Annotated in this window: 24 protein-coding genes; 21 read left to right on the forward strand and 3 right to left on the reverse strand. The window is 29.3% G+C overall.

The features are described 5' to 3' along the window. Position 1: 1 nt before the first annotated feature. Entirely contained in the window at positions 2-643 is a 642-nt protein-coding gene (locus tag ACX6CF_RS06505) for a thiamine diphosphokinase (protein ID WP_458784498.1), read from the forward strand. 296 nt (positions 644-939) lie between these two features. Here the strand turns inward: ACX6CF_RS06505 and rpmB are convergent, their stop codons facing one another. Beyond that, positions 940-1,125, reverse strand: coding sequence for a 50S ribosomal protein L28 (gene rpmB, locus ACX6CF_RS06510; RefSeq protein WP_113674750.1), 186 nt, complete (start codon positions 1,123-1,125; stop codon positions 940-942). A 281-nt stretch (positions 1,126-1,406) separates the two neighbouring features. Here rpmB and ACX6CF_RS06515 point away from each other — a divergent pair, with 281 nt between their 5' ends. The 7 genes from ACX6CF_RS06515 to ACX6CF_RS06545 all read left to right on the forward strand — a co-directional run bounded on the left by ACX6CF_RS06515 (position 1,407) and on the right by ACX6CF_RS06545 (position 7,868). After that, entirely contained in the window at positions 1,407-1,760 is a 354-nt protein-coding gene (locus tag ACX6CF_RS06515) for an Asp23/Gls24 family envelope stress response protein (protein ID WP_458784499.1), read from the forward strand. Between the two features lie 35 nt (positions 1,761-1,795). Next, on the forward strand, positions 1,796-3,469 hold the full coding sequence (locus ACX6CF_RS06520) for a DAK2 domain-containing protein (protein ID WP_458784500.1): 1,674 nt from the start codon (positions 1,796-1,798) through the stop codon (positions 3,467-3,469). A gap of 103 nt (positions 3,470-3,572) precedes the next feature. Then, on the forward strand, positions 3,573-5,627 hold the full coding sequence (recG, locus tag ACX6CF_RS06525) for an ATP-dependent DNA helicase RecG (protein WP_458784501.1): 2,055 nt from the start codon (positions 3,573-3,575) through the stop codon (positions 5,625-5,627). A 188-nt stretch (positions 5,628-5,815) separates the two neighbouring features. Then, positions 5,816-6,007, forward strand: a complete 192-nt coding sequence (locus ACX6CF_RS06530; RefSeq protein WP_458784502.1) for a small, acid-soluble spore protein, alpha/beta type — start codon at positions 5,816-5,818, stop codon at positions 6,005-6,007. A gap of 231 nt (positions 6,008-6,238) precedes the next feature. After that, positions 6,239-6,796, forward strand: a complete 558-nt coding sequence (gene rsmD / locus ACX6CF_RS06535; RefSeq protein ID WP_458784503.1) for a 16S rRNA (guanine(966)-N(2))-methyltransferase RsmD — start codon at positions 6,239-6,241, stop codon at positions 6,794-6,796. Between the two features lie 37 nt (positions 6,797-6,833). Further along, entirely contained in the window at positions 6,834-7,316 is a 483-nt protein-coding gene (coaD, locus tag ACX6CF_RS06540) for a pantetheine-phosphate adenylyltransferase (protein ID WP_458784504.1), read from the forward strand. Positions 7,317-7,346: 30 nt separating this feature from the next. Beyond that, on the forward strand, positions 7,347-7,868 hold the full coding sequence (locus ACX6CF_RS06545) for a hypothetical protein (protein ID WP_458784505.1): 522 nt from the start codon (positions 7,347-7,349) through the stop codon (positions 7,866-7,868). A 7-nt stretch (positions 7,869-7,875) separates the two neighbouring features. Here ACX6CF_RS06545 and ACX6CF_RS06550 read toward each other — a convergent pair whose 3' ends face one another. Together ACX6CF_RS06550 and ACX6CF_RS06555 are read right to left on the reverse strand one after the other, a co-directional pair. Continuing rightward, a complete protein-coding gene (locus ACX6CF_RS06550) occupies positions 7,876-8,829 on the reverse strand; it encodes a hypothetical protein (RefSeq protein ID WP_458784506.1) in 954 nt (317 codons plus the stop codon). A 75-nt stretch (positions 8,830-8,904) separates the two neighbouring features. Next, positions 8,905-10,167: a nucleotidyltransferase gene (locus tag ACX6CF_RS06555; RefSeq protein WP_458784507.1), complete on the reverse strand. Its 1,263-nt coding sequence runs from the start codon at positions 10,165-10,167 to the stop codon at positions 8,905-8,907. A 340-nt stretch (positions 10,168-10,507) separates the two neighbouring features. On the opposite strand from ACX6CF_RS06555, the gene pta reads away from it, so the two are divergent. The 13 genes from pta (at position 10,508) to ACX6CF_RS06620 (ending at position 23,205) form a co-directional block, all read left to right on the forward strand. After that, complete coding sequence (gene pta / locus ACX6CF_RS06560) at positions 10,508-11,500, forward strand: phosphate acetyltransferase (protein WP_458784508.1); 993 nt, start codon at positions 10,508-10,510, stop codon at positions 11,498-11,500. Positions 11,501-11,540: 40 nt separating this feature from the next. Then, positions 11,541-12,731, forward strand: a complete 1,191-nt coding sequence (locus tag ACX6CF_RS06565) for an acetate/propionate family kinase (protein WP_458784509.1) — start codon at positions 11,541-11,543, stop codon at positions 12,729-12,731. 134 nt (positions 12,732-12,865) lie between these two features. Further along, entirely contained in the window at positions 12,866-13,366 is a 501-nt protein-coding gene (locus ACX6CF_RS06570) for a YceD family protein (protein ID WP_458784510.1), read from the forward strand. Positions 13,367-13,378: 12 nt separating this feature from the next. Next, positions 13,379-13,555 (forward strand): 50S ribosomal protein L32, encoded by a 177-nt coding sequence (gene rpmF / locus ACX6CF_RS06575; RefSeq protein ID WP_458784511.1) that lies wholly within the window; start codon positions 13,379-13,381, stop codon positions 13,553-13,555. Positions 13,556-13,702: 147 nt separating this feature from the next. Further along, a complete protein-coding gene (gene plsX, locus ACX6CF_RS06580; protein ID WP_458784512.1) occupies positions 13,703-14,704 on the forward strand; it encodes a phosphate acyltransferase PlsX in 1,002 nt (333 codons plus the stop codon). Between the two features lie 29 nt (positions 14,705-14,733). Beyond that, the gene (gene acpP, locus ACX6CF_RS06585; RefSeq protein WP_458784513.1) at positions 14,734-14,970 is read left to right on the forward strand and encodes an acyl carrier protein; all 237 of its coding nucleotides are present in this window, start codon (positions 14,734-14,736) and stop codon (positions 14,968-14,970) included. Between the two features lie 91 nt (positions 14,971-15,061). Continuing rightward, a complete protein-coding gene (gene rnc / locus ACX6CF_RS06590; RefSeq protein WP_458784514.1) occupies positions 15,062-15,748 on the forward strand; it encodes a ribonuclease III in 687 nt (228 codons plus the stop codon). Between the two features lie 195 nt (positions 15,749-15,943). Then, positions 15,944-19,504 (forward strand): chromosome segregation protein SMC, encoded by a 3,561-nt coding sequence (gene smc, locus ACX6CF_RS06595; RefSeq protein ID WP_458784515.1) that lies wholly within the window; start codon positions 15,944-15,946, stop codon positions 19,502-19,504. A gap of 57 nt (positions 19,505-19,561) precedes the next feature. Then, entirely contained in the window at positions 19,562-20,716 is a 1,155-nt protein-coding gene (gene ftsY, locus ACX6CF_RS06600) for a signal recognition particle-docking protein FtsY (RefSeq protein ID WP_458784516.1), read from the forward strand. 180 nt (positions 20,717-20,896) lie between these two features. Beyond that, positions 20,897-21,268 (forward strand): YlxM family DNA-binding protein, encoded by a 372-nt coding sequence (ylxM, locus tag ACX6CF_RS06605; protein ID WP_458784517.1) that lies wholly within the window; start codon positions 20,897-20,899, stop codon positions 21,266-21,268. 28 nt (positions 21,269-21,296) lie between these two features. Next, complete coding sequence (ffh, locus tag ACX6CF_RS06610; RefSeq protein WP_458784518.1) at positions 21,297-22,640, forward strand: signal recognition particle protein; 1,344 nt, start codon at positions 21,297-21,299, stop codon at positions 22,638-22,640. 70 nt (positions 22,641-22,710) lie between these two features. Continuing rightward, positions 22,711-22,956: a 30S ribosomal protein S16 gene (rpsP, locus tag ACX6CF_RS06615; protein WP_458784519.1), complete on the forward strand. Its 246-nt coding sequence runs from the start codon at positions 22,711-22,713 to the stop codon at positions 22,954-22,956. Positions 22,957-22,974: 18 nt separating this feature from the next. Next, on the forward strand, positions 22,975-23,205 hold the full coding sequence (locus ACX6CF_RS06620) for a KH domain-containing protein (protein WP_113674772.1): 231 nt from the start codon (positions 22,975-22,977) through the stop codon (positions 23,203-23,205). The last annotated feature ends 22 nt before the right edge of the window (positions 23,206-23,227 follow it).

Below are 23,227 nucleotides of genomic sequence, written 5' to 3' on the forward strand. Positions count from 1 at the left end.
TATGAAAACATTAATTGTTACAGGGGGAACTGTCAATTTAACTTTTTTAAAAAGTTTTATTGCTTGTAACGAATATGATTATATAATAGGTGTAGACAAAGGATCTGAATATTTATTCAATGCTCAGATACAACCTAATCTAATAGTTGGAGATTTTGATTCAATTAGTCCTGTAGTTATTAATCAATTAACTAATAATCCAAAAATAAAAGTGAATAAATTTATTGCTGAAAAAGATGAAACAGATACTCATCTAGCAATAATTGAATCAATCAATATGGGTAGTACCCATATTGATTTATTTGGTGGAATCGGTACTAGAATTGATCATACTCTAGCTAATCTTCATATTATGATGATACCCCTTAAAAAAAGAGTCAAATGCAGAATTATAAATAATAATAATATTATCAGTCTTATTGATAAAAGTACTTGTTTTCATAAAAATGATTATAAATACATATCTTTGATGCCTTTAACCAATACAGTTACAGGGGTATCCACTAAGGGATTAAAGTATGAATTAAATGGCTATACTATGAAACAAGGGATTTCAATAGGTATTAGTAATGAATTTATTAACGACAAGGCTATAGTCAGTATTGATGATGGTATTTTAATAGTGATTCGTTCAAGAGATTAAATTGAAAAAAACATTTTATGTTTTAAAATATAATTTAGAAGTTCTATAGAGTATTAGTTATCAAATGGGTATGTTAAACATATAATGTAATAATAAATAATGTATGGTGAAAGAAATGTGCTTCCGAACTAAATTGATAGGAGTCATATTAGTATCTATATCTTTAGGAATGCTTTTAATATCTATATTACCTAAAGGAGCTGTAGGTGTCATTCTTTCACTTACAAGTTTATGTATAGGTATTTGGTTGCTAAAATGTTAAAATACAAAAAAATAATCCCCGAATGGGGATTGTTTTATGCACGTTCTACCGCACCAGATTTTAAACACTTAGAACAAACATTAAGTCTTTTTGGTTGACCGTTAACAATTGCTCTAACTCTTCTAATATTAGGTTTCCACATTTTGTTAGCTCTTTTATGGGAATGGCTTACTTGAATTCCAAAAGATACGCCTTTATCACAAATATCACACTTAGCCATACTTGCACCTCCTTAATCTACGTACATGTTTACAACAAAACAATTTTAACAAAAAAGTGGACATAATGCAAGCATTAGATTATAATTATTTAAAGAAAAGAAAAAAATATTGTAATAATAGTATAAAAAATGGTATAATGCTTAGTGATTTAATTAATAGATTAATCAACAATTATATTATGTGAAAGCATGTTGTTGGATTATTATTTAACTATGAAAAATACTTTATGACGATTAATAAGGGAGATTAAAATATATAATAAAAAAAGGAGGTTTGTTTTATGACTGGGAGATTTGGAACGAATATTGGTGATATCACCATTGATAATGAAGTAATAGCAAAAGTTGCTGGATTAACAGCTATTGAATGCTATGGGATAGTTGGTATGGCTTCAATAAATGTAACTAACGGTTTTGTTAGATTGCTTAAGAGAGAAAGTTTAACAAAAGGTATAAAAGTTGAGATTGAAAGTAATATTATTACAATAGATTTTCATGTAATTATTGAATATGGAATTAATATAAGGGCAGTTGCAGATAATTTAATTAGTACTGTAAAATATAAAATCGAAAAATTCACTGGAATGGATGTTGGAAAGATTAATATCTTTGTAGAAGGCGTTAGAGTTGATTAAGCCTTATGAAAGTATTATATTAAGGAGGAAAAGTTGTGGCTATAGAATATATTGATTCAAGTACTTTAAAGAAAATGTTTGTTTCTGGAGCTAAACATTTAGAATCTAAGAAAGCTTATGTAGATAAATTAAATGTTTTTCCAGTTCCTGATGGAGATACAGGTACAAACATGTCTTTGACAATATTATCAGCAGCTAAAGAAGTAAGTAATTCTAATTATAATAATATGAAAGAGGTAGCTAAGGCTATTTCCTCAGGTTCTTTAAGAGGAGCTAGAGGAAATTCAGGAGTTATTTTATCTCAGTTACTTAGAGGTTTTGCTAAGGTAATTTCAGAACATGATAAAATAGATACTCTAATACTTGCTAAAGCTTTCCAAAAAGGCGTTGAAACAGCATATAGAGCAGTTATGAAACCAAAAGAGGGTACTATATTAACTGTTGCAAGAGAGACTGCAGAAAGAGCGGCTATGCTGGCAATTGATTCTAATGATATTGAATTTGTTATTAGAGAAAGTATCAACTATGCGAAAGAAGTTCTTGAAAAGACACCAGATATGCTAGATGTATTAAAACAAGCTGGTGTGGTTGACGCAGGTGGTCAAGGTCTAGTATATGTTTTTGAAGGTGCGTTCATGTCACTTCAAGCAGGAGAAGAATTAGATTTTGATATAGTCACTGATATTGATACAGATGTCGAAATAGATAATTCTAATCTAGCAAAAATATCAACAGAAGATATAAAATTCGGTTATTGCACAGAATTTATTATAAATGTTAATAACTCAGACACTACGGAAGAAGATAGTTTTGTTTTTAGAGATTATTTAGAAACTATTGGTGATTCTATAGTTGTAGCAGGGTATGACGATATTATTAAAGTTCATGTACATACTAATGACCCTGGACTTGCAATTCAAAAAGCGTTGGAACTAGGAGAATTAGTGAATTTGAAAATTGATAATATGAGACAGCAACATACATCAAAAGTAATTTCACAACAAGATACTGTAAGTTCAAATACTGAAAAGATTTCTAATGAACCTAGGAAAGAAGTTGGCTTTGTAGCCGTATCCATCGGTGATGGATTAAAGGATATTTTTAATAGTCTAGGTGTAGATTATATTATCCAAGGTGGACAGACAATGAATCCTAGTACAGAGGATGTATTAAATGCCATAAAACAGGTTAATGCTGATAATGTATTTGTTCTTCCTAATAATAAAAATATTATATTAGCTGCTAAACAAGCAAGCGAATTATGTGAAGATAAAAATGTAATAGTTATCCCTTCAAAATCAATCCCTCAAGGTATATCAGCGATGATTAGCTATGAACATGAAAATAGTGTTGATGATAACATAAAAAATATGGAAGACTCAATGACTGATGTATCAACTGGTCAGCTTACGTTTGCTGTTAGAGATACTAGTATAGATGAGAAAGAGATTAGAGAAGGAGATATACTAGGGATAGGTAATGATAAAATACTCACTGTAGAAAAAGAGCTAGATACTGCTGCCAAAGAGTTGGTGCAACAGTTAGTCAATGACGATAGTGAATTAGTTATTATTTATTATGGTCAAGATGTTGACGAAAATGTAGCAGATAATTTTGGAAAATATATTGAAGAGAGATTTGAAGATTGTGATGTTGAAGTGCATTACGGTGGTCAACCTTTATATTATTATATTTTATCAGTAGAGTAGAATTAATATAAATATTGCATTAATTATCCTAGCTAAAGAATATAATTCTTTAGCTTTTAGTTTTACTATAGAAATTTATTAAAAAGATTAAAGGGTGGCTTTTATGAATACTAATTTACCTGTTGTTGTTTTAAAAGGTATAGGAGAAAAGAAAAGTAGTTTATTAAATAAAATGGGGATAAAAACTGTAGGTAATTTATTAGATTATTATCCAAGAGATTATGAAAGAAATATGCCTATAACTAAAATATCAGATATCAAGATGGATGAAATCAATGTCATTGAAGGAACAATATGTTTTCCAACTCAAAATATCAGGAAAAGAAATATGGTATTGACTAAAACTAAAATAAGGGATAATACAGGTGAAATATTTGCGATATGGTTTTCTATGCCCTATCTTAAGAATAAATTGAAAATAGGAGCTAAATATGTTTTTAAGGGTAAAATTCAATATAAATACAATATAGTTCAGATGAGCTCTCCATCAATAATAGAGATTAATAAATACAGCGAAAGTATTAATCATTTAGAGCCTATTTATCCCCTTATAAAAGATATATCAATGAACTTTATAACCAGTATCATACAACAGGCCATCAACTACACTGAAAATCAATTAAAAGAATTCTTACCTGATGAAATTAGGGTAAAATATAATCTAGCTGAATATAACTATTCTATCAGACAGATTCATAATCCGGATAACTATGAATCACTAGAGGTAGCTAGAAAAAGGCTTGTTTTTGATGAATTCCTATTATTTGCTTTAGGGCTTAATTTAATTAAAGAACATACAAATGACGTAATTAATGGATTTAGGATAAAAGATATTCCTAATGAAAGTAAATTACTTGAATCATTACCATATAGTCTTACAGGTGCTCAACAAAAAGTATGGTCTGAGATAAAGAATGAGTTGAAATCTAATAAAACGATGAATAGACTTGTACAAGGTGATGTTGGTTCAGGAAAAACGATAGTAGCTGCTTTAGCACTATTGTATATAGCAGATAATAATTACCAAGCATGCATGATGGCACCTACGGAGGTATTAGCCAAACAACATTATAATTCAATAACTGAGTTGCTTAATCCTATGGGTGTAAAGGTTGAGCTTTTAGTAGGTTCCATGACTAAAAAACAAAAAGATGAAATTTATAAAAACTTAAAAAATGGTGAAATTGGTATATTAATTGGTACACATGCTCTGATACAAGAAAAAGTTGAATTTAAAAATTTAGCATTAGCAATTACTGATGAGCAACATAGGTTTGGTGTGAAGCAAAGAGAAAATTTATCAAACAAGGGTAATTCACCCCACATACTTGTAATGAGTGCAACACCGATACCAAGAACACTTGCACTTATAGTATACTCAGATATGGATGTTTCAATTATTGATGAAATGCCTCCAGGCAGGCAAAAAATAGAAACTTATACAGTTAATACTTCTTATAGAGAGCGTATATATTCTTTTATAGAAGGAGAAATTAGTAATGGTAGACAAGTTTATATTATCTGTCCTATGGTTGAAGAATCTGAAACACTAGAACTAGAATCTGTCATTTCATATACTGAAAAGATAAAAGAAAAAATTGACAATAAAATAAGAGTGGAATATATACATGGGAAAATGAAAGCAAAAGAAAAAAATGATATAATGGAAAGATTTGGCAATAATCAGATTGACATTTTGGTTTCTACTACTGTAATAGAGGTAGGAGTAAATGTTCCTAATGCTACATTAATGATTATTGAAAATGCTGAAAGATTCGGATTAGCTGGTTTGCATCAATTGAGAGGTAGAGTAGGTAGAGGAAAGTATAAATCATACTGTATACTTATTACTGATTCCAAAAATAGTATAACGAAAAAAAGAATGGATATCATGTGTAAGCATACGGATGGTTTCGTTATATCTGAATATGATCTGAAATTAAGAGGTCCGGGTGATGTATTTGGGTTAAAACAACATGGACTGCCCGAGTTTATTATAGGAGATATATTTAGAGATATTGACATTCTAAAAGAAGCAAATCTATTAGCAAAACAAATATTATCTAAAGATAAGATATTGGAGTCAGATGAATATAAACATCTAAATGATAAAATGAAAAAATACTTCACAAAAAGAATAGAACAGATATCTTTATAATTCTATAATTTATCAAAAATGCATAATTATGGTTAATGCATTAATTACTAGAAAAGATTAGATTTTAAAACAATATTTGCTAGTGTATTATTATTAAATATACACATAATAATATCGTAACCTAATTAAACAACTCTTCGAAGAGGCGTATAAAAAAAATTACATTGTAAGAATTGGAGGGTCTAGTAATGGCTAAAAACGTAGTTCCAGAAGCAAGAGAAGCATTATCAAAATTTAAATATGAGGTAGCAAGCGAAATAGGAGTACCTTTAAAACAAGGATATAATGGTGACTTAACATCATATCAAAATGGTTCAGTTGGTGGATACATGGTTAAAAAAATGATTGAAAAAGCTGAACAAAGTTTAATGGGTCAATAATAAGAGATATTTAATATTAATGTACAATATATGAAAGATGGGCTAGTGCTCATCTTTTTGTTTTATTTATTGCAATAAATTTTTGATTAAGACATAATACTTATTGACAATTATTGTTAATGGGTTAAAATAATAATGTGTAACTTTTTTTATCTTATAGGAAAATCCCCTTTGGGGAATGAGGTGTAGCCTCTTTTGTTAGCGCTATTATATAATTAGGAAGGATTACATATGAGAGTAATATCAGGAAAAGCAAGAAGAATTAATTTAATAACTCCGATAGGTTTAGATGTTAGACCAACTACGGATCGAACAAAAGAAACGTTGTTTAATATAATTAATGTAGATGTATATGATAGTGAATTTTTAGATTTATTTAGTGGAAGTGGAGCTATTGGGATAGAAGCTCTCAGCAGAGGTGCTAAAAGGACAGTTTTCGTTGAAAAGAGTATTGATTCACTGAAATGTATTCAAGAGAATTTGGACAACACCAAATTAAGTGATATGGCTCTGATTTATAGAATTGATGTATTGAAGGCTCTTGATAAAATTTATGTTAATAAAGATAAATTTGATATAATTTTTATGGATCCTCCTTATGATCAAGGTTGGGAGAGCAAAGTGATTTCCCTAATAGAGCAAAATGATTTACTTGACAAAGATGGTATGATAATATGTGAAAGTTCTATAGGTACAGCATTTGATTTTATTGATGGAACGAAATATCATATAATTAATGAAAAACTTTTTAGAACTAACAAATTTACATTTATTAAACATAATCACTAAGTAAGTTAGAAATTATTTTTTAAGGAGTGGTCTAATAGTGAGAATTGCAGTATATCCAGGAAGTTTTGATCCTGCAACTAATGGACATTTAGATATAATAAAAAGAAGTGCTAGACTAGTTGATAAGCTTATAGTTGGAGTTTTGAAAAATAATTCTAAACAACCTTTGTTTTCAAATGAAGAAAGAGTAGAGTTATTAAAAAAATTAACAAAAGATATGGAAAATGTAGAAGTTGATAGTTTTTCTGGGCTCTTGGTAGATTTTTTGAAGGAAAAACACGCTACAATTATTGTAAGAGGTTTTAGAGCGGTATCTGACTTTGAATATGAGCTGCAGATTGCGCAGACCAATTATAGTCTTGATAATAATATAGAAACAATATGCTTGATTACCAGAGTAGAATATTCTTTTTTGAGTGCTAGTATTGTGAAAGAAGTTGCTATGTATGGTGGTGATATAAGCAAAATGGTTCCACAGGAAACAGCTGTTTATATGAATAAAAAATTTAAAGACAAATAATCATGATTTATATAAGAGGGGGTATGTAAAATGAGCAGTATAATGGATTTAATAAACGAAATGGAAGATTATTTTGAAAGTTGTAGTAAAGTGCCTTTTTCTAATAAAATAATGGTGAATCCAGAAGTCATTTACGAGTTAATGACTGATATGAGATTAAAATTACCAGAGGAAATAAAACGTTGTCAAAGAGTAATAAGTGAAAAAGAAAAAATTATTTTGGATGCTAAGAAGAGTGCTGAAAATGTTGAAAAAGAAACTGAAAATAAGATGATGGAACTAATCAACGAGCATGAAATAATGCAACAAGCTTATTCAGAAGCAGAAATTATCCTTACAGAAGCAAAAAATACTTCAAGAGAACTTAAACTAGGTGCATATGAATATGCAGATGAAATAATTGGTAAGATTGAAGAATCTACAAAAGAAACATTATTTGAAACACATAAAGTATATGAACAATTAGAAGAATTCATGAAAATACAGTTAGAAACATTAATTGAAAATCGGCAAGATCTTCAAAATAGAAAAGTGAAGAAAAAAAGTACATAGTATGTGGTTATTTTAATAGTGGAGTTATTAAGAGTGCTGTAATAAATGTTATTACAGCATTTATTATTTTGGATAAAATATATTTATTTATATTTAATTTAGTGTTAGTTAATACACTTGCTGTTTGAGCATGAACAGAGAAAGAACCAAAAGATACTAAGGTACATAACAAAACAAAAGTAACTTGAATGGAAGAGTTACAACCTACTAGTATCTTAGAACCATTGGACAGTTCAATTAAACTGAATAAAAAATTTTTTATTATACTATCTTTTATTGGAATAAGATAAAAACAATTTAGTATTATTGAAAAGAATATTATATAACCTCCTATTTTTACTACAAGACTTATTGCATTCATTATACAATCATCAAAAAGAGAAAAATTAATTGATTGATTTACTTTTGATTTTGATGTTGAGTTTTTTATTGCTGGTAGATCTTTCCCATATATGATTCTATAAATAAAAGCATTTATTAAGTTAGCTAGATATATAGTTATCAACATAAAAATACCAATACGGGAATTATCCAGCAAACCTGTAGCTATGAATCCAATTATAAACATAGGGCTTGCATTATTACAAAATGTTAACATATACTGCGCTTGAGTTAGGGTTATAGCCTTTTTATTCAGCAAGTCAGCCGTAATCTTAGCGCCTACTGGATAACCAGACAATAATCCTGTAATTAAAGCATATCCAGCAACTCCAGGTAAATGAAATAATCTAGACATTACCCCGGTAAATATATAATTTATATAATTAATTATATTAGTATTAATTATCAAATTAGATAAAAGAATAAAGGGGAACAAAGTTGGTATTATAACATCAAACCATAATAAAAGACCGTTTTTAGCGGCTTCCATAGAAGTTTTTGGAAGTATTAGAATGGTTATTAATAGTATTATTAGCGAAATATTTATTATAAAACTTTTTGATATTTTTTTTGTTTTCATATATACCTTTTATAGCTTATTATTAATACAAGTATATTTACAATATATAATATTTAGAATAAAAAAGTAGCAATTTCATATTATTATTAAGGGATGACTATAATCATTTTTAGAAGATTTACCATATTTATCACCAACAATGATATTATAGATATCACTGCACTTAATTTCATCTTTCAACATTTTAAGTCCTGTATCATTAAGGGTATTGATACTATCTTTGACATTAGAGATAATTGGTAGATTACAATTATTCTTTAATGATTTCAATAACTCACTACTATCTTTTCTGAAACCAAGTATTTTTACATATTGTGCAAATCCCGTATCTACAAATTTCCAAAAATCCTCTTTGTGAAGAGATAATAGAATGTGAAGTAATGTTCTTTGTATTCTAGAAATGGGGTATCTTCTAGTACGTGTGTAACCAATAATATCACTTATTGAACTATAATTGATAACAGCCTTCTTAAATCTATTTTCAATTCCTTCACTGACATCAATACAATTTTCCATCTGAGCTTTAGTTGAAACTTTTAATTTATAATTAATCAATGAGGAACAATCATCAAAAAATATGGGACCTTCTTGATTTTTAATTGATGTTTCCATTAGTTCATAAGCTGAAGAGGGCATATGTCTAATAAGCATATTTAGGTCGTTTGGTGTTTTTTTCAATACTTTTCTCATAGCTGAAGCAGAAGATAAATTATCACTGATATTATCTCCATGATATGAAGCACCTACTCTTTTGATAGTATAAGGTTTTATATCGCTATTTAATTTTAGTAATGATTTCATATATTCTATACCCAATATATTATTTGGGGATTTAATTATTGAGGTTATTTCATCTTTGGATATATCTAATATATGGTTGTCGGTCAGATAATCTGTCAAGGCATTAGAACGGGCTGTGGCAAAACTAAATCCTTTTTTTAAGTACATACTTAAATTTTCTTTGAAGTGAATTGGTTCGTTGCATAATATTGATGCTATTTTTCCTAATTCATAACTATTACCGAGTTCACTCCCAAAGCATAAATTATCAATGATACCAAGATCATTTAATAATTTTACCGAGGCAAAGGAAAAGAATTCAGCACTGGAAGTAGAAAAATGAACTGGCAATTCAATTACAAGATCGGCACCATTTAAAAGTGCCATCCTAGTTCTAGTCCATTTATTCACTATGGAGGGTTCGCCTCTTTGAACAAAATTACCACTCATAATGACAACACAATGTTTTGCTCCAGTGATTGTCTTTGCTTGTTGTAATTGATAAGAATGACCATTATGGAATGGATTATATTCTGCAATAATACCTACTGTACTCATGTTAATATCACCTACTTAATTTAATAATAAGAGCACTCCAAATTATGATTAGTTAATTATTTAATCCAACTTATTTAGTACTCATTTTAATATTAAAGTAAAATATGTGTTAAATCAAGTCTAATGGAGAAAATATATATTCTAATATTTATGGCATGTTTGTGGAAGGATATATTACAAATCAGTTCATCTAATTAAGTTAATTATGATTAGTTTTTTAGAAAAAAAACAAAAAAACTTAAAAAAACACAAAAAACATATTGTATACAATGAACAATAATATTATAATAGGGTAAGGTAGATAATATTTTAGTTAGAGAACTGAAAGGAGTTTATTAAATTGAGTTTTATAAACAACATTAAAAACAGAGCAAAAAATTTAAATCAAACAATTGTATTACCTGAATCATTAGAAAGAAGAACAGTAGAGGCTACAGCAAAAATTCTTGATGAAGAAATAGCAAATGTAGTTCTTATTGGTAATAAAGGAGAAATAGAAAAAGTCGCAGAGGGATTGGATATTTCAAAAGCTATTTTTGTTGATCCTGATTCATTCGAGAAGATGGATAAATACGTTAACGATTTAGTAGAACTTCGTAAAAATAAAGGTATGACTGAAGAAAAAGCAGAAGAATTATTGAAAAATGACCCATTATATTTAGGTGTCATGATGGTAAAAGAAGGTATGGCTGATGGTATGGTTGCTGGAGCAGTGAATGCAACAGCAAATGTATTAAGACCATCACTACAAATATTAAAAACAGCTCCAGGTACTAAATTGGTTTCTGCATTCTTTGTTATGGTAGTACCTAATTGTGAATATGGTGCAAATGGAACTTTCTTATTCGCAGATTCTGGATTAAATCAAAATCCTAACTCAGAAGAATTAGCAGCTATAGCACTTAGCTCAGCTAAATCATTTGAAGATTTAGTACAAGTAGAGCCTGTAGTAGGTATGTTATCACACTCAACAATGGGAAGTGCAAAACATGCTGATGTTGATAAAGTAACTCAAGCTGTAAAATTAGCAAAAGAACAAAATCCAAATGTTAAATTAGATGGAGAATTCCAATTGGATGCTGCTATCGTACCAAGTGTTGGAGCTTCTAAAGCACCAGGTAGTGAAGTTGCTGGGAATGTTAATGTACTCGTATTCCCTGATCTTGATTCTGGAAATATCGGATATAAACTTACTCAAAGATTAGCTAAGGCTGAAGCTTACGGACCTATTACACAAGGGATTGCAAAACCTGTTAATGATTTATCTAGAGGGTGTACTGCAGATGATATCGTAGGAGTAGTTGCTATTACAGCAGTACAAGCATCACTATAATAATAAAAATAAAAAATTACATTAAAAGGAGATTGTTAAGTTGAATATATTAGTATTAAATTGTGGTAGCTCATCACTTAAGTACCAATTGATAAGTATGGAGAATGAAGAAGTATTGGCAAAAGGTATTTGTGAAAGAATTGGAATTGATGGTTCAAGAATTAAACATACTAAAATTGGTAGAGATACTATAATAATTGAAGGGGATATGCCAAGTCATAAAGATGCGGTTAAATATGTTATTGATGCTTTAGTTTCAGAAGATCATGGTGTAATTAAGAGCATGGATGAAATTAATGCAGTTGGACATAGAATTGTACATGGTGGAGAAGAATTTGCAAGTTCAACAGTAATTAATAGTGATGTAATAGCGGCTGTTAAGAAGTGTTCTGATTTAGCTCCTTTACATAATCCAGCTAATTTAATCGGTATAGATGCATGCAAGCAAATTATGCCTAATGTTCCAATGGTAGGGGTATTTGATACTGCTTTCCATCAAACAATGCCTGCAAAAACATATTTATATGCATTACCATATGAATATTATAGAAAATACAAATTAAGAAGATATGGTTTCCATGGTACATCTCATAAATACGTATCTAATAGAACTGCTGATTTCTTAGGTAAAGATATTAAAGATATGAAAATAGTAGTTTGTCACTTAGGTAATGGTGCTAGTGTTTGTGCTGTTGATGGAGGAAAATCAATAGATACTAGTATGGGACTTACACCATTAGAAGGATTAGTAATGGGAACAAGATCAGGAGATATGGACCCAGCTATCGTACAATTTTTAGCTGATAAAGAAGGATTATCAATTGATGAAATTAATACTATCTTAAATAAAAAATCAGGTGTTCTTGGTATTTCAGAAATATCAAGTGATTTTAGAGATTTAGAAAATGCTATAGAAAAAGGTGACAAAAGAGCAGAACTTACAATGAATGTATTCTCTTATAGAGTTGCAAAATATGTTGGTGCTTATGCAGCTGCGATGAATGGAATTGATGCTATAGCATTTACTGCTGGTCTTGGTGAAAACAATGCAGAGGTAAGAGAAGAAATCTGTTCATACCTTACATTCTTAGGAGTTGAAATTGATAAAGAAGCTAATAAATGTAGAGGCGTAGAAAAAGATATATCAACAAAAGATGCTAAAGTTAAGACAGTAGTAATTCCTACAGATGAAGAAATGACAATTGCTAGAGAAACTGCAAGACTTGTTTAGTTAAAAATTGAATTAATGCATATTCTACCATAATTTTGTTAAAAATGTTGACAAAAGTATAATTGATATGTATAATTACATGTGGTTATTTTATACGTTTCCCTTTCAAAATAAATTATGATTGGGGTGTTGATATGAAGTTTAATTTAACTGATTTATTATCCAATGATGGGATGAATAAAAAAATATCTACTGATGTAAGCATCAAACAATTTAATTTTGGTGGAATTACTTACCGAATAGTTGACCTTATCTATATTGACTTAGAGATAACAAATCTTAGTCATAGAAAAGTTAATTTAAAGGGTTTAGTTAAAGGAACACTTAAGATTCCTTGTGATAGATGCATGGAAGAAGTAGATTATAAGATCGAAACTAATTTTTCTAAAGACATCAATTTTGATGATGTTAACGAAGAAAAAGTTCAGTATATTGATGGATATAATCTTGATTTAGAGAAATTAGCTTTAAATGAATTAATCATTGATTTACCTATGAAAATATTATGTAGTGATACATGTAAAGGCATTTGCAATCAATGTGGAGCTAATCTTAATAAGGTTACATGTAACTGTGATAACAGTGATATCGATCCTAGATTAGCAGTATTCAAAGATTTATTTAAAGAGTTTTAAGGAGGTGTCAATATGGCAGTACCAAAAAGAAAATCATCACAAGCTAGAAGAGATAAGCGTAGAGCTAACTGGAAATTAACTGCTCCTAACTTAGTTAAATGCAGTAAATGTGGGGAATTAATTATGCCTCATAGAGTTTGTAAGTCATGTGGAACATACAAGAATAAAGTAGTTATTGAAACTGAATAATTAGAAGGCAGCGTATGCTGCCTTTAATTATTTCAATTGCTATTGCCTCAATTACTATAAGCTATTCTAAAAATTTTAAAAAATATATTGAAAATATGGTGAAAATTTAGTATAGTATTTTTAGAATGTAGATTAGAGGGTGTAATGATGCAAAAAATGATAACTGTTGCGGTAGATGCAATGGGTGGCGATAATGCTCCAAATGAAATAATAAAAGGTTGTATAGAATCAATTAATGATGATAGTAACATAAAGGTTTATTTAGTTGGTAATAATATTATCATAAATGAACAACTTGCTAAGTACACATATAATAAAGAACAACTAGAGGTAGTGGATGCGAAAGAAACTATTGATACTTGCGAATCTCCTGTTATGGCTATACGAAGGAAGAAAGATTCTTCATTAGTGAAAGGTCTTAATCTAGTAAAAGAAAAAAAAGCAAATGCTTTTGTTTCTGCTGGTAGTACTGGTGCAATACTAGCTGGAGGAACTTTTATAGTAGGAAGAATTAAAGGTATTGAAAGACCCGCTCTTGCCCCGCTTATCCCTCATAAAGAAGGTGTATCATTATTAATAGACTGTGGTGCGAATGTAGATTCTAAAGCAAGTTATTTAGTTCAATATGCTAAAATGGGTTCTATTTATTTTGAGAATGTATTAGGAGTGAAGAATCCTAGAGTTGCTCTAATTAATATTGGTGAAGAGGAATCTAAAGGCAATAACTTAGTAAAAGAGACTTATGCATTACTAAAAAATGAAGATATTAATTTTATTGGTAATATTGAAGCTAGAGAAATACCTGAAGGTAAAGCTGATATACTTGTTTGTGACGCATTTGTTGGTAATATAATTCTAAAGTATACTGAGGGGTTTGCTTTAACTATGTTTAGTATGCTCAAGAAGTATTTACTACAAAATTTTAGATCTAAAATTGGGACAGTTTTATTAAAACCAGCATTGAGAAATTTCAAAAAAAGCTTTGATTATACTGAGTATGGAGGAGCTCCATTACTTGGGTTAGAAGGGTTAGTTGTTAAAACCCATGGTAGTTCAGACGCAAAAGCGATAAAAAATACCATATTGCAATGCAAGAAATTCTCTGACCAAGAAATTAATAAAAAGATAAAAGAAAACATGGAAATTTAATTAGTATAAGAATAAAGGGGGCATTTAAAATGGAATTTGAAAAATTGGTTTCAATTATATCTGAATTTACAAGTGTGGACGAAGCACAAATTAAAAAAGATACAAAATTTGTAGATGATTTGAACGTTGATTCTTTAGACTTAGTTCAAATAATTATGGCTCTTGAAGAAGAATTTGATATTGAAATTGATAATGATCAGGCAGAAAAAATTGTAACAGTAAATGATGCAATTGAAGCTATTAATTCAAGAATCAATAACGACTAATGGAAGCCCTTACATTTAAGGGCTTTGCTTTTTAGAATAATAAAGGCACTAGCACTTTATTTAGTAAACCTTAACGAAGGAGGAGAACATATTGAGAAATAAATACAAAAATTTAAACGAATTTCAAAAAGTCATTAATTATAAGTTTAAAAATGTCAAGTTATTATCTCAAGCATTAACACATAGTTCATATGCTAATGAACATAAGATGTCTAAGTTTGAAAACAATGAAAGACTAGAATTTTTAGGTGATGCAGTTCTTGAAATCGTAACTAGTGATTTTTTGTTTAGGAATTATACAGATATGCTTGAAGGAGAATTGACTAAGTTTCGAGCAAGTATTGTATGTGAACCAACATTAGCTAATTTTTCTAATGAGATAAATTTAGGGGAATTCATTAGACTTGGAAAAGGCGAAGAGAATTCAGGTGGTAGATTTAGAGCTTCAGTTTTATCAGATGCTGTAGAAGCGTTAATTGGATCTATTTATTTAGATGGTGGTTTAGAAGCTGCAAGACAATTTATTATAAGTACATTACTAAAAGATGTTGAAAAAAGGAAATTATTTATTGATAGTAAAACTCACTTACAAGAAATTATACAAAAGACTAGTGAAGAACCAATAGAATACATAATTGTCAAGGAAAAAGGACCAGATCACAACAAATTGTTTGTGGTAGAGGTAAGACATGACGGGAAAGTAATAGGTTATGGAAGAGGTAGAAGTAAAAAATCTGCTGAACAAGATGGGGCGTATGATGCAATTAAGAATATCTAGTTATATTCAATTGACAGTGTACAATTGACAACTATCAAAAACAATAAATTTGAATTAATAATTGTCCATTGTTCATTGCCAATCATTTTACATTTAATGATAGTTAAACATAAGGAAGATTAAGGAAATTTATCTTATCCAATAAATCTTTAGTGCATAAGTCTATAATTATTTTGCACGAGGTAAGGAGATAGTATGTACTTAAAAAATATTGAATTACAAGGATTCAAATCCTTTGCTAATAAGATTAATTTTGAATTTAATGAAGGAATAACTGGAATTGTTGGTCCTAATGGTAGTGGCAAAAGTAATATTGCTGATGCAGTACGTTGGGTTCTAGGGGCTCAGAGTGCTAAACAGCTTAGGGGTTCCAAGATGGAAGATGTTATTTTTGCGGGTACAGAAAATAGACGTCCTGTGGGTTACTCACAAGTGGATATTACTATTGATAACCATGATAAAAGAATGGCTATAGATTATCTTGAGGTAACTATATCAAGACGTGTTTATCGTTCGGGAGAAAGTGAGTTCTATATTAATAAAACTGCATGTAGACTAAAGGATATTCACGAACTGTTTTTAGATACAGGGGTAGGTAAAGAAGGATATTCAATAATTGGACAGGGTCAGATTGATAAAATTCTAAGTACTAAACCAGAAGATAGAAGAGACCTATTTGATGAAGCGGCTGGTATCGTTAAGTTTAAAAGAAGGAAATCAGAAGCTTATAAGAAATTAGAACAGGAAAAACAAAATCTTCTTAGGATAAATGACATAATTAAAGAATTAGAGGGACAAAAAGGTAACTTAGAAGGACAAGCAGAAGTCGCAAAAAATTATCTTTCATTAAAAGAAGAATTGAAAAAGTATGAGGTAAACATTTTCATAACTGAATATGAAAAACTTGATAAAAATGTTAATGATATTAGTGTTAAAGAAAAAGATACCAATGAAGAAATTGTTTTAGTAAATAACAAGTATGAAGAAATAAAATTAAAATATAACGACTTGAATATGGAAACAGAGAATATAGGTATTAAAATAGATAATAAAAAAGATGAAATCTCAACTAACAATCTTGAGAAAGAAAGAATAGAAAACAATATTAATATTAATAATGAACGTATTAGTTCTATTAAAGTCGCTAATGAACGGATAGATGAAAATATAAATGAATTAGATTCTAAGCATGAGATTAATTTTGCCGATGTAAAAGATATTGAAGAACAAATTATTGATTTGAAATCAAATATAGAGTCACTAGCATTAGAACTTAAGGAAAAAGAAGACCGTTTTACAGTAGTTTCTGATGAAATAAATAGTGCTGAAACAACTATTGAAGAAATCAAAACCAATATTATTGAAAGACTCAACGAAATAACAGTAGTAAAAAGTAAAATTCAAAGATATAGTACTATGCTTGAAAACATTGAAAGCAGAAGGAATTTTTTAATTGATAAAATTGATAAAACACATAATGAATCGATTATATTCAACAATAATAGAGAACAATTAGAAGAAAAAATTATTTTTACGGAAGAAAATCTACAACAAACAAAAAAAGAAACAATCATTACTACAGATAAAATAAAAGAAACTAATGAATCAAAACATAAGATAGAAGAAAATTTAAATATACATAATCAACAAATAAATCAATATAAATCTAAATATAATGCTTTGAATGACATAACTGAACATTATGAGGGTTATAATTATAGCATAAGAAAAGTTATGGAATTAAAAACAAAAAATAATATTAATTCTGTATTAGGTGTTGTTGCAGATATCATAAAGGTGGATAAAAAATATGAAATTGCAATAGAAACAGCTCTTGGTGGTGGTGTACAGAATATTATCACTAAGGATGAAGAAACTGCAAAGAAGATGATTAACTACTTGAAAACCAACAAATTCGGTAGAGCTACTTTTTTACCTTTAACTAGTATTCGAACAAATCAAAACCATAATCCTATTAGTAATGAAAAAGGATTTATAGGATATGGAAAGGATTTAGTTAAATATGATAATATGTATAATAACATAATTAAGTATCTGCTTGGTAGAGTTGTTATAGTTGATGACATCGACAATGCTGTAATACTTGCAAGGAAATTCAATTATAAGTTGAAAATTGTTACTTTATCTGGTGAAGTATTGAATCCAGGAGGTTCTTTAACAGGAGGAAGCTATAAAAACAAAGCAAATAATTTTCTTTCTAGAAAAAGAGAATTGGATGAATATAAAATCAAGATAAAGGAAATTACAAAAGAAATTAATATAGCTAATGAAGAAAAAGCAAAAATAATAGCAGAAAGAAATGATCTATCAAATAAATCAAAAGAATTAATATCAAAAGAACATAATCTTAATATTAAAATGAATTCATTGCAAATCAATATGAATCAGATTATTAAAGATATAAAACAGAAACAACAAGAAATAGACGACAGCCAAGTAGAATTAAATGAATTGGATACTCAAAATACTGAGTTGAAAGCTACTACAGATCAGTATAATGCAGAACTTTATGGAACTGAAAGTGAAAATACAGAGGCAGAAGATAAAGTATTAAAACTTACGGAAATAATACAAAAAAAGAAGGTAATTAGAAATACTTTAACAGAAGAAATTACTAACTTAAAAATTAAAATAACATCTATAAAACAAAAATTAAATAGTTCTAAGGAAAATACCCTGAGATTAAATAATGAGATACAAGTAATAAATAAGCAAAAAGAAAAATTAGTAGAAGAGTTACAAAGTAATAATAGCAATATTGGACTAAAGATCAGTCTAATCAACAAATATCAAAAAGATGTAAAAGTGATCCTTAATAGTATTGGGTTGATGCACGCTGAATTAGAAATATTGAATAAGAACAAAGAAGAGATTTCAATAAAACAAAATGCTCTATTTGAAGAAAGAGAAAACCTAAGTGAAAAATCTAATTTGCTAGAAAAAGAACTTATGAGACTTCAAAATGTTAGAATGAAATATGAATTGCAAAAAGAAAATATCACTAATTATATGTGGAATGAATATGAATTAACTTTTAATATGGTAATTGAATATAAAGATGAGTTAGGTACTATCTCTCAACTTAAAATTAAGGTTAAAGAATTAAAAGAAGCAATAAAAGTATTAGGTGATGTTAACGTTAATGCTATTGAAGAATACAAAGAAGTTATAACAAGATTTGATTTTTTATCTGAACAAAGAGAAGATTTGATAGTAGCTGAACAAAAATTAATTAGAATCATTAATGAACTTGATAAAGAAATGATTAAGCAATTTAGAAATAAATTTAAAGAAATACAGATTCAATTTGATCTAGTTTTCAAAGAATTATTTGGTGGTGGTAAAGGGTTGCTTTTTTTAGTGGATGAAGATAATGTATTGGAATCAGGAATCAACATTATTGCACAGCCACCTGGTAAGAAATTACAGAGTATGATGCTATTATCTGGTGGAGAGAGAGCTTTTACTGCAATAGCCTTATTATTTGCAATACAAAAGTTAAAACCATCTCCATTCTGTGTTCTTGATGAGATAGAGGCAGCACTTGATGATGCTAATGTGGAAAGATTTGCTAAATATTTAAAAAAATTATCAAATAATACTCAATTTATAATTATTACTCATAGAAGAGGAACAATGGAAGCTGCAGATGCACTATATGGTATTACCATGCAGGAAAAAGGTATATCTACAAGAGTTTCTGTGAAATTAATCGAAAGTGAATTAACAGGATAAATACAGACATACGTATGTGAACTAAAGTTTGACATATGGATAGGAGGAAATAAAACTATGGGCTTATTTAGCTGGAAGAAAAATAAAACAAAAGAAGAGCAAACAGAAAATATTACAGAGAATGAACAAGAAGTGGTTGATATTGAAGCACAACAAGAAATAGAAGAAGATGTAATTAATGAAGAAAATAATAGTAATGAAAATGTTGATATAGCAAGTGAAGATGAAGTTGTTGAAGATAATGATGAGGTGGAAGAAGAAACCCAGATTTCACAAGAACAAGAAGAAGGTAAGAAAAAAGCAGGATTTTTTGGGAAATTAGTGAAAGGTCTTACTAAGACAAGAAATAATATTCTTGGTGGAGTGGATCAGGTACTTAGCTCATTTACTAAGATAGATGAAGATTTTTATGAAGAATTAGAAGAGGCGTTGATAGTTGCTGACTTAGGCGTTAATACTGCTATGACTATTATTGAAGACCTAAGAGTGAGAGTGAAAGAAAATAAAGTGAAAGATACAACTGGTGTCAGAGAATTACTAATGGAAGAATTAAAAGAACTTATGAAAAATGAAGATAATCTCTATGAATTTACAGAGAAGAAATCGGTTGTTCTTGTAATTGGTGTAAATGGCGTAGGTAAGACGACTACCATTGGTAAATTGGCTCATCAATACAAACAGGATGGGAAAAAAGTGATACTTGCTGCGGCTGATACTTTTAGAGCGGCTGCCATAGATCAATTAAATGAATGGTCTAATAGAGCAGGGGTAGAACTTATTTCTCAACAAGAAAACTCTGATCCAGGAGCAGTTGTATTTGATGCGGTTCAAGCAGCTAAAGCAAGGAATACAGATATATTAATATGTGATACAGCAGGGAGACTTCATAATAAGAAAAATTTAATGGAAGAATTAAGAAAAATTTTCAAAATCATTAATAGAGAATATCCAGAAGCGCATAAAGAAGTTCTACTAGTTCTTGATAGTACTACAGGACAAAATGCACTACAACAAGCTAAACAATTCAAAGATATTGCAGATATTACAGGAATTGTTCTGACCAAGCTTGATGGAACAGCAAAAGGTGGTATTGCTGTTGCAATTCAAACAGAACTTAATATTCCAGTTAAATATATAGGTGTAGGTGAAGGAATTGATGATATGCAGCAATTCAATTCAGAAGAATTTGTTAGAGCTTTATTTGAAGGATAGATTTTAAATATAGCTGAAAATATATTTGAACTTATTGAAATTAGGTGTATAGATGTTTAAGTTCAATATATATAATCAAGAAAGTTTAAGCATATCAAGTAAAAAGACTTGACAAACATAATAAAGTATCATATAATACCACCTGTAAAGTAAATAACCTTTACAGGTGGTGATTTAATTTTGAGTAATATTTTTAAGAAAACATTACTATACGATTTCTACGGTGAATTATTAACAAAACACCAAAAAGAAATATATGAATTATATCATTTGAATGATTTTTCTCTAGGAGAAATAGCGGAACAGTTGAAGATTAGTAGGCAAGGTGTTCATGACACATTAAAAAGATGTGAAAAACAACTTGAAAATTATGAGAGCAAGTTACAATTGGTTGATAAATTTCTAATAAATAAGCAGAATGTAGAAAAGATTTGTAATTATGCAAGTGAAATTTTTGATAGTTTTAAAGAAGATAAGAAAAGCCAAGAAATAGTGGCTGATAGAATAGCTGATATACAGGAAACTTGCAATAGAATATTAGAAAATTTATAGAAGTATTAATCGAGTGGGAGGTTAGTGTATGGCATTTGAAAGTTTGACGGATAAGTTCCAAAATATATTTTCTACCCTTAAGAAAAAAGGAAAACTTAGTGAACAAGATGTAAAACTAGCGTTAAGAGAAGTTAAACTAGCATTACTCGAAGCAGATGTTAACTTCAAAGTAGTTAAAAAATTTGTTAAAGATATAAAAGAAAGAGCTGTTGGTTATGAGGTTATGGAAAGCTTAACACCAGGTCAACAAGTAATTAAGATTGTTAATGAAGAATTAGTTAAATTGATGGGTGAAGAAAAATCTGATTTAACTTTTTCAAAAGAACCTCCAACAGTATATATGATGGTTGGTCTACAAGGTGCAGGTAAGACAACTACTACTGCTAAATTGGCAGGTAGTCTTCAAAAAAGTGGTAAGAAGCCGCTATTAGTTGCTTGTGATGTATATAGACCAGCGGCAATTAAACAGTTACAGGTTGTTGGTGGGCAGATAGATGTACCAGTATTTACAATGGGTGATAAGAATAAACCAGTTAATATTGCAAAAGCAGCAATTGAGTTTGCAGAAAAAAATGGCAATAATGTAGTTATAATCGATACAGCTGGTAGACTCCATATAGACGAAGGTATGATGGGCGAACTTATTGAAATAAAAGAGATCATAAATCCTCAAGAGATATTATTAGTAGTAGATGCTATGACAGGACAAGATGCAGTTAATGTAGCTGAAAATTTTAATGAAAAAATAGGTATTGACGGTGTCATCTTGACTAAATTAGATGGTGATACAAGAGGTGGTTCTGCACTTTCTGTAAGAGCGGTAACTAATAAACCTATAAAATTTGCATGTATAGGAGAAAAACTTACTGATATTGAGGTTTTCCATCCTGAAAGAATGGCATCAAGAATCCTTGGAATGGGTGATGTTTTAACATTAATTGAAAAAGCTTCTGAAGCGATTGATGCTAAAAAAGCCGCTGAAATGGAAAGAAAATTTAGAAAAGCTGAATTTACCTTTGACGATTTTCTAGAGCAAATGCAGCAAGTAAAAAAACTAGGTTCTATTGGCGATATTATGTCGATGATTCCTGGTATGAATAAACAGATGAAAGATGTTGAAATAGATGATAAAGAGTTATCAAAAGTGGAATCCATGATATATTCTATGACGCTTGAAGAAAGGTCTAATCCAGATTTGATTAATCCTTCAAGAAAAAGAAGAATTGCTAATGGTTCAGGTAATCATATCCAAGATGTAAATAGATTCATCAAACAATTTGAGCAATCCAAGAAGATGATGAAACAGTTTAGTGGTATGATGAAAGGTAAAGGTAAAAAAGGATTATTTAATAAATTTCCTTTTATGGGCTAGTTAGAAGTAATCAAATGTTTTAATTAGTCTAATATAGATATTTTAATATAATATGGGAGGTGAAACGCAAATGGCAGTAAGAATGAGATTAAAGAGAATGGGTGCAAAAAAAGCTCCTTTTTATAGAATTGTAGTTGCTGATTCTAGATCACCAAGAGATGGTAAGTTTATAGAGCAAGTTGGCTACTATAATCCAACAAAAAATCCTACTGATTTAAAGATAAATGAAGAAGTTGCTAACAAATGGTTAAGTAACGGAGCTCAGCCTTCTGATACAGTTAAAAGATTGTTGAAGCAAGCTGGAGTTGTAAAGTAATTGTTGGAGGTGTACAACATGAAAGAATTAGTGGAAGTTATCGCTAAAGCATTAGTTGATAATCCAGATGATGTTAAAGTAAATGAAATTGAGGGAGAACGCTCAATTATATTAGAGTTAAAAGTTGCACCTGACGATATGGGAAAAGTAATAGGAAAACAAGGTAGAATTGCTAAGGCTATAAGAACTGTAGTCAAGGCTGCTGCAACAAAAGAAGAGAAAAGAGTTGTTGTAGAAATTCTACAATAAGGTTAGGGATTCCCTAGCCTTT

It is taken from the genome of Vallitalea sediminicola, from assembly GCF_054408565.1.

What these genes read in the sequence shown, in the direction of transcription:
- ACX6CF_RS06505 (WP_458784498.1), top strand. Translation starts at nt 2, where the DNA reads ATGAAAACATTAATTGTTACAGGGGGAACTGTCAATTTAACTTTTTTA.
- rpmB (WP_113674750.1), bottom strand. Translation starts at nt 1,125, where the DNA reads ATGGCTAAGTGTGATATTTGTGATAAAGGCGTATCTTTTGGAATTCAA.
- ACX6CF_RS06515 (WP_458784499.1), top strand. Translation starts at nt 1,407, where the DNA reads ATGACTGGGAGATTTGGAACGAATATTGGTGATATCACCATTGATAAT.
- recG (WP_458784501.1), top strand. Translation starts at nt 3,573, where the DNA reads ATGAATACTAATTTACCTGTTGTTGTTTTAAAAGGTATAGGAGAAAAG.
- ACX6CF_RS06530 (WP_458784502.1), top strand. Translation starts at nt 5,816, where the DNA reads ATGGCTAAAAACGTAGTTCCAGAAGCAAGAGAAGCATTATCAAAATTT.
- rsmD (WP_458784503.1), top strand. Translation starts at nt 6,239, where the DNA reads ATGAGAGTAATATCAGGAAAAGCAAGAAGAATTAATTTAATAACTCCG.
- ACX6CF_RS06545 (WP_458784505.1), top strand. Translation starts at nt 7,347, where the DNA reads ATGAGCAGTATAATGGATTTAATAAACGAAATGGAAGATTATTTTGAA.
- ACX6CF_RS06550 (WP_458784506.1), bottom strand. Translation starts at nt 8,829, where the DNA reads ATGAAAACAAAAAAAATATCAAAAAGTTTTATAATAAATATTTCGCTA.
- ACX6CF_RS06555 (WP_458784507.1), bottom strand. Translation starts at nt 10,167, where the DNA reads ATGAGTACAGTAGGTATTATTGCAGAATATAATCCATTCCATAATGGT.
- ACX6CF_RS06570 (WP_458784510.1), top strand. Translation starts at nt 12,866, where the DNA reads ATGAAGTTTAATTTAACTGATTTATTATCCAATGATGGGATGAATAAA.
- rpmF (WP_458784511.1), top strand. Translation starts at nt 13,379, where the DNA reads ATGGCAGTACCAAAAAGAAAATCATCACAAGCTAGAAGAGATAAGCGT.
- plsX (WP_458784512.1), top strand. Translation starts at nt 13,703, where the DNA reads ATGCAAAAAATGATAACTGTTGCGGTAGATGCAATGGGTGGCGATAAT.
- acpP (WP_458784513.1), top strand. Translation starts at nt 14,734, where the DNA reads ATGGAATTTGAAAAATTGGTTTCAATTATATCTGAATTTACAAGTGTG.
- smc (WP_458784515.1), top strand. Translation starts at nt 15,944, where the DNA reads ATGTACTTAAAAAATATTGAATTACAAGGATTCAAATCCTTTGCTAAT.
- ftsY (WP_458784516.1), top strand. Translation starts at nt 19,562, where the DNA reads ATGGGCTTATTTAGCTGGAAGAAAAATAAAACAAAAGAAGAGCAAACA.
- ffh (WP_458784518.1), top strand. Translation starts at nt 21,297, where the DNA reads ATGGCATTTGAAAGTTTGACGGATAAGTTCCAAAATATATTTTCTACC.
- rpsP (WP_458784519.1), top strand. Translation starts at nt 22,711, where the DNA reads ATGGCAGTAAGAATGAGATTAAAGAGAATGGGTGCAAAAAAAGCTCCT.
- ACX6CF_RS06620 (WP_113674772.1), top strand. Translation starts at nt 22,975, where the DNA reads ATGAAAGAATTAGTGGAAGTTATCGCTAAAGCATTAGTTGATAATCCA.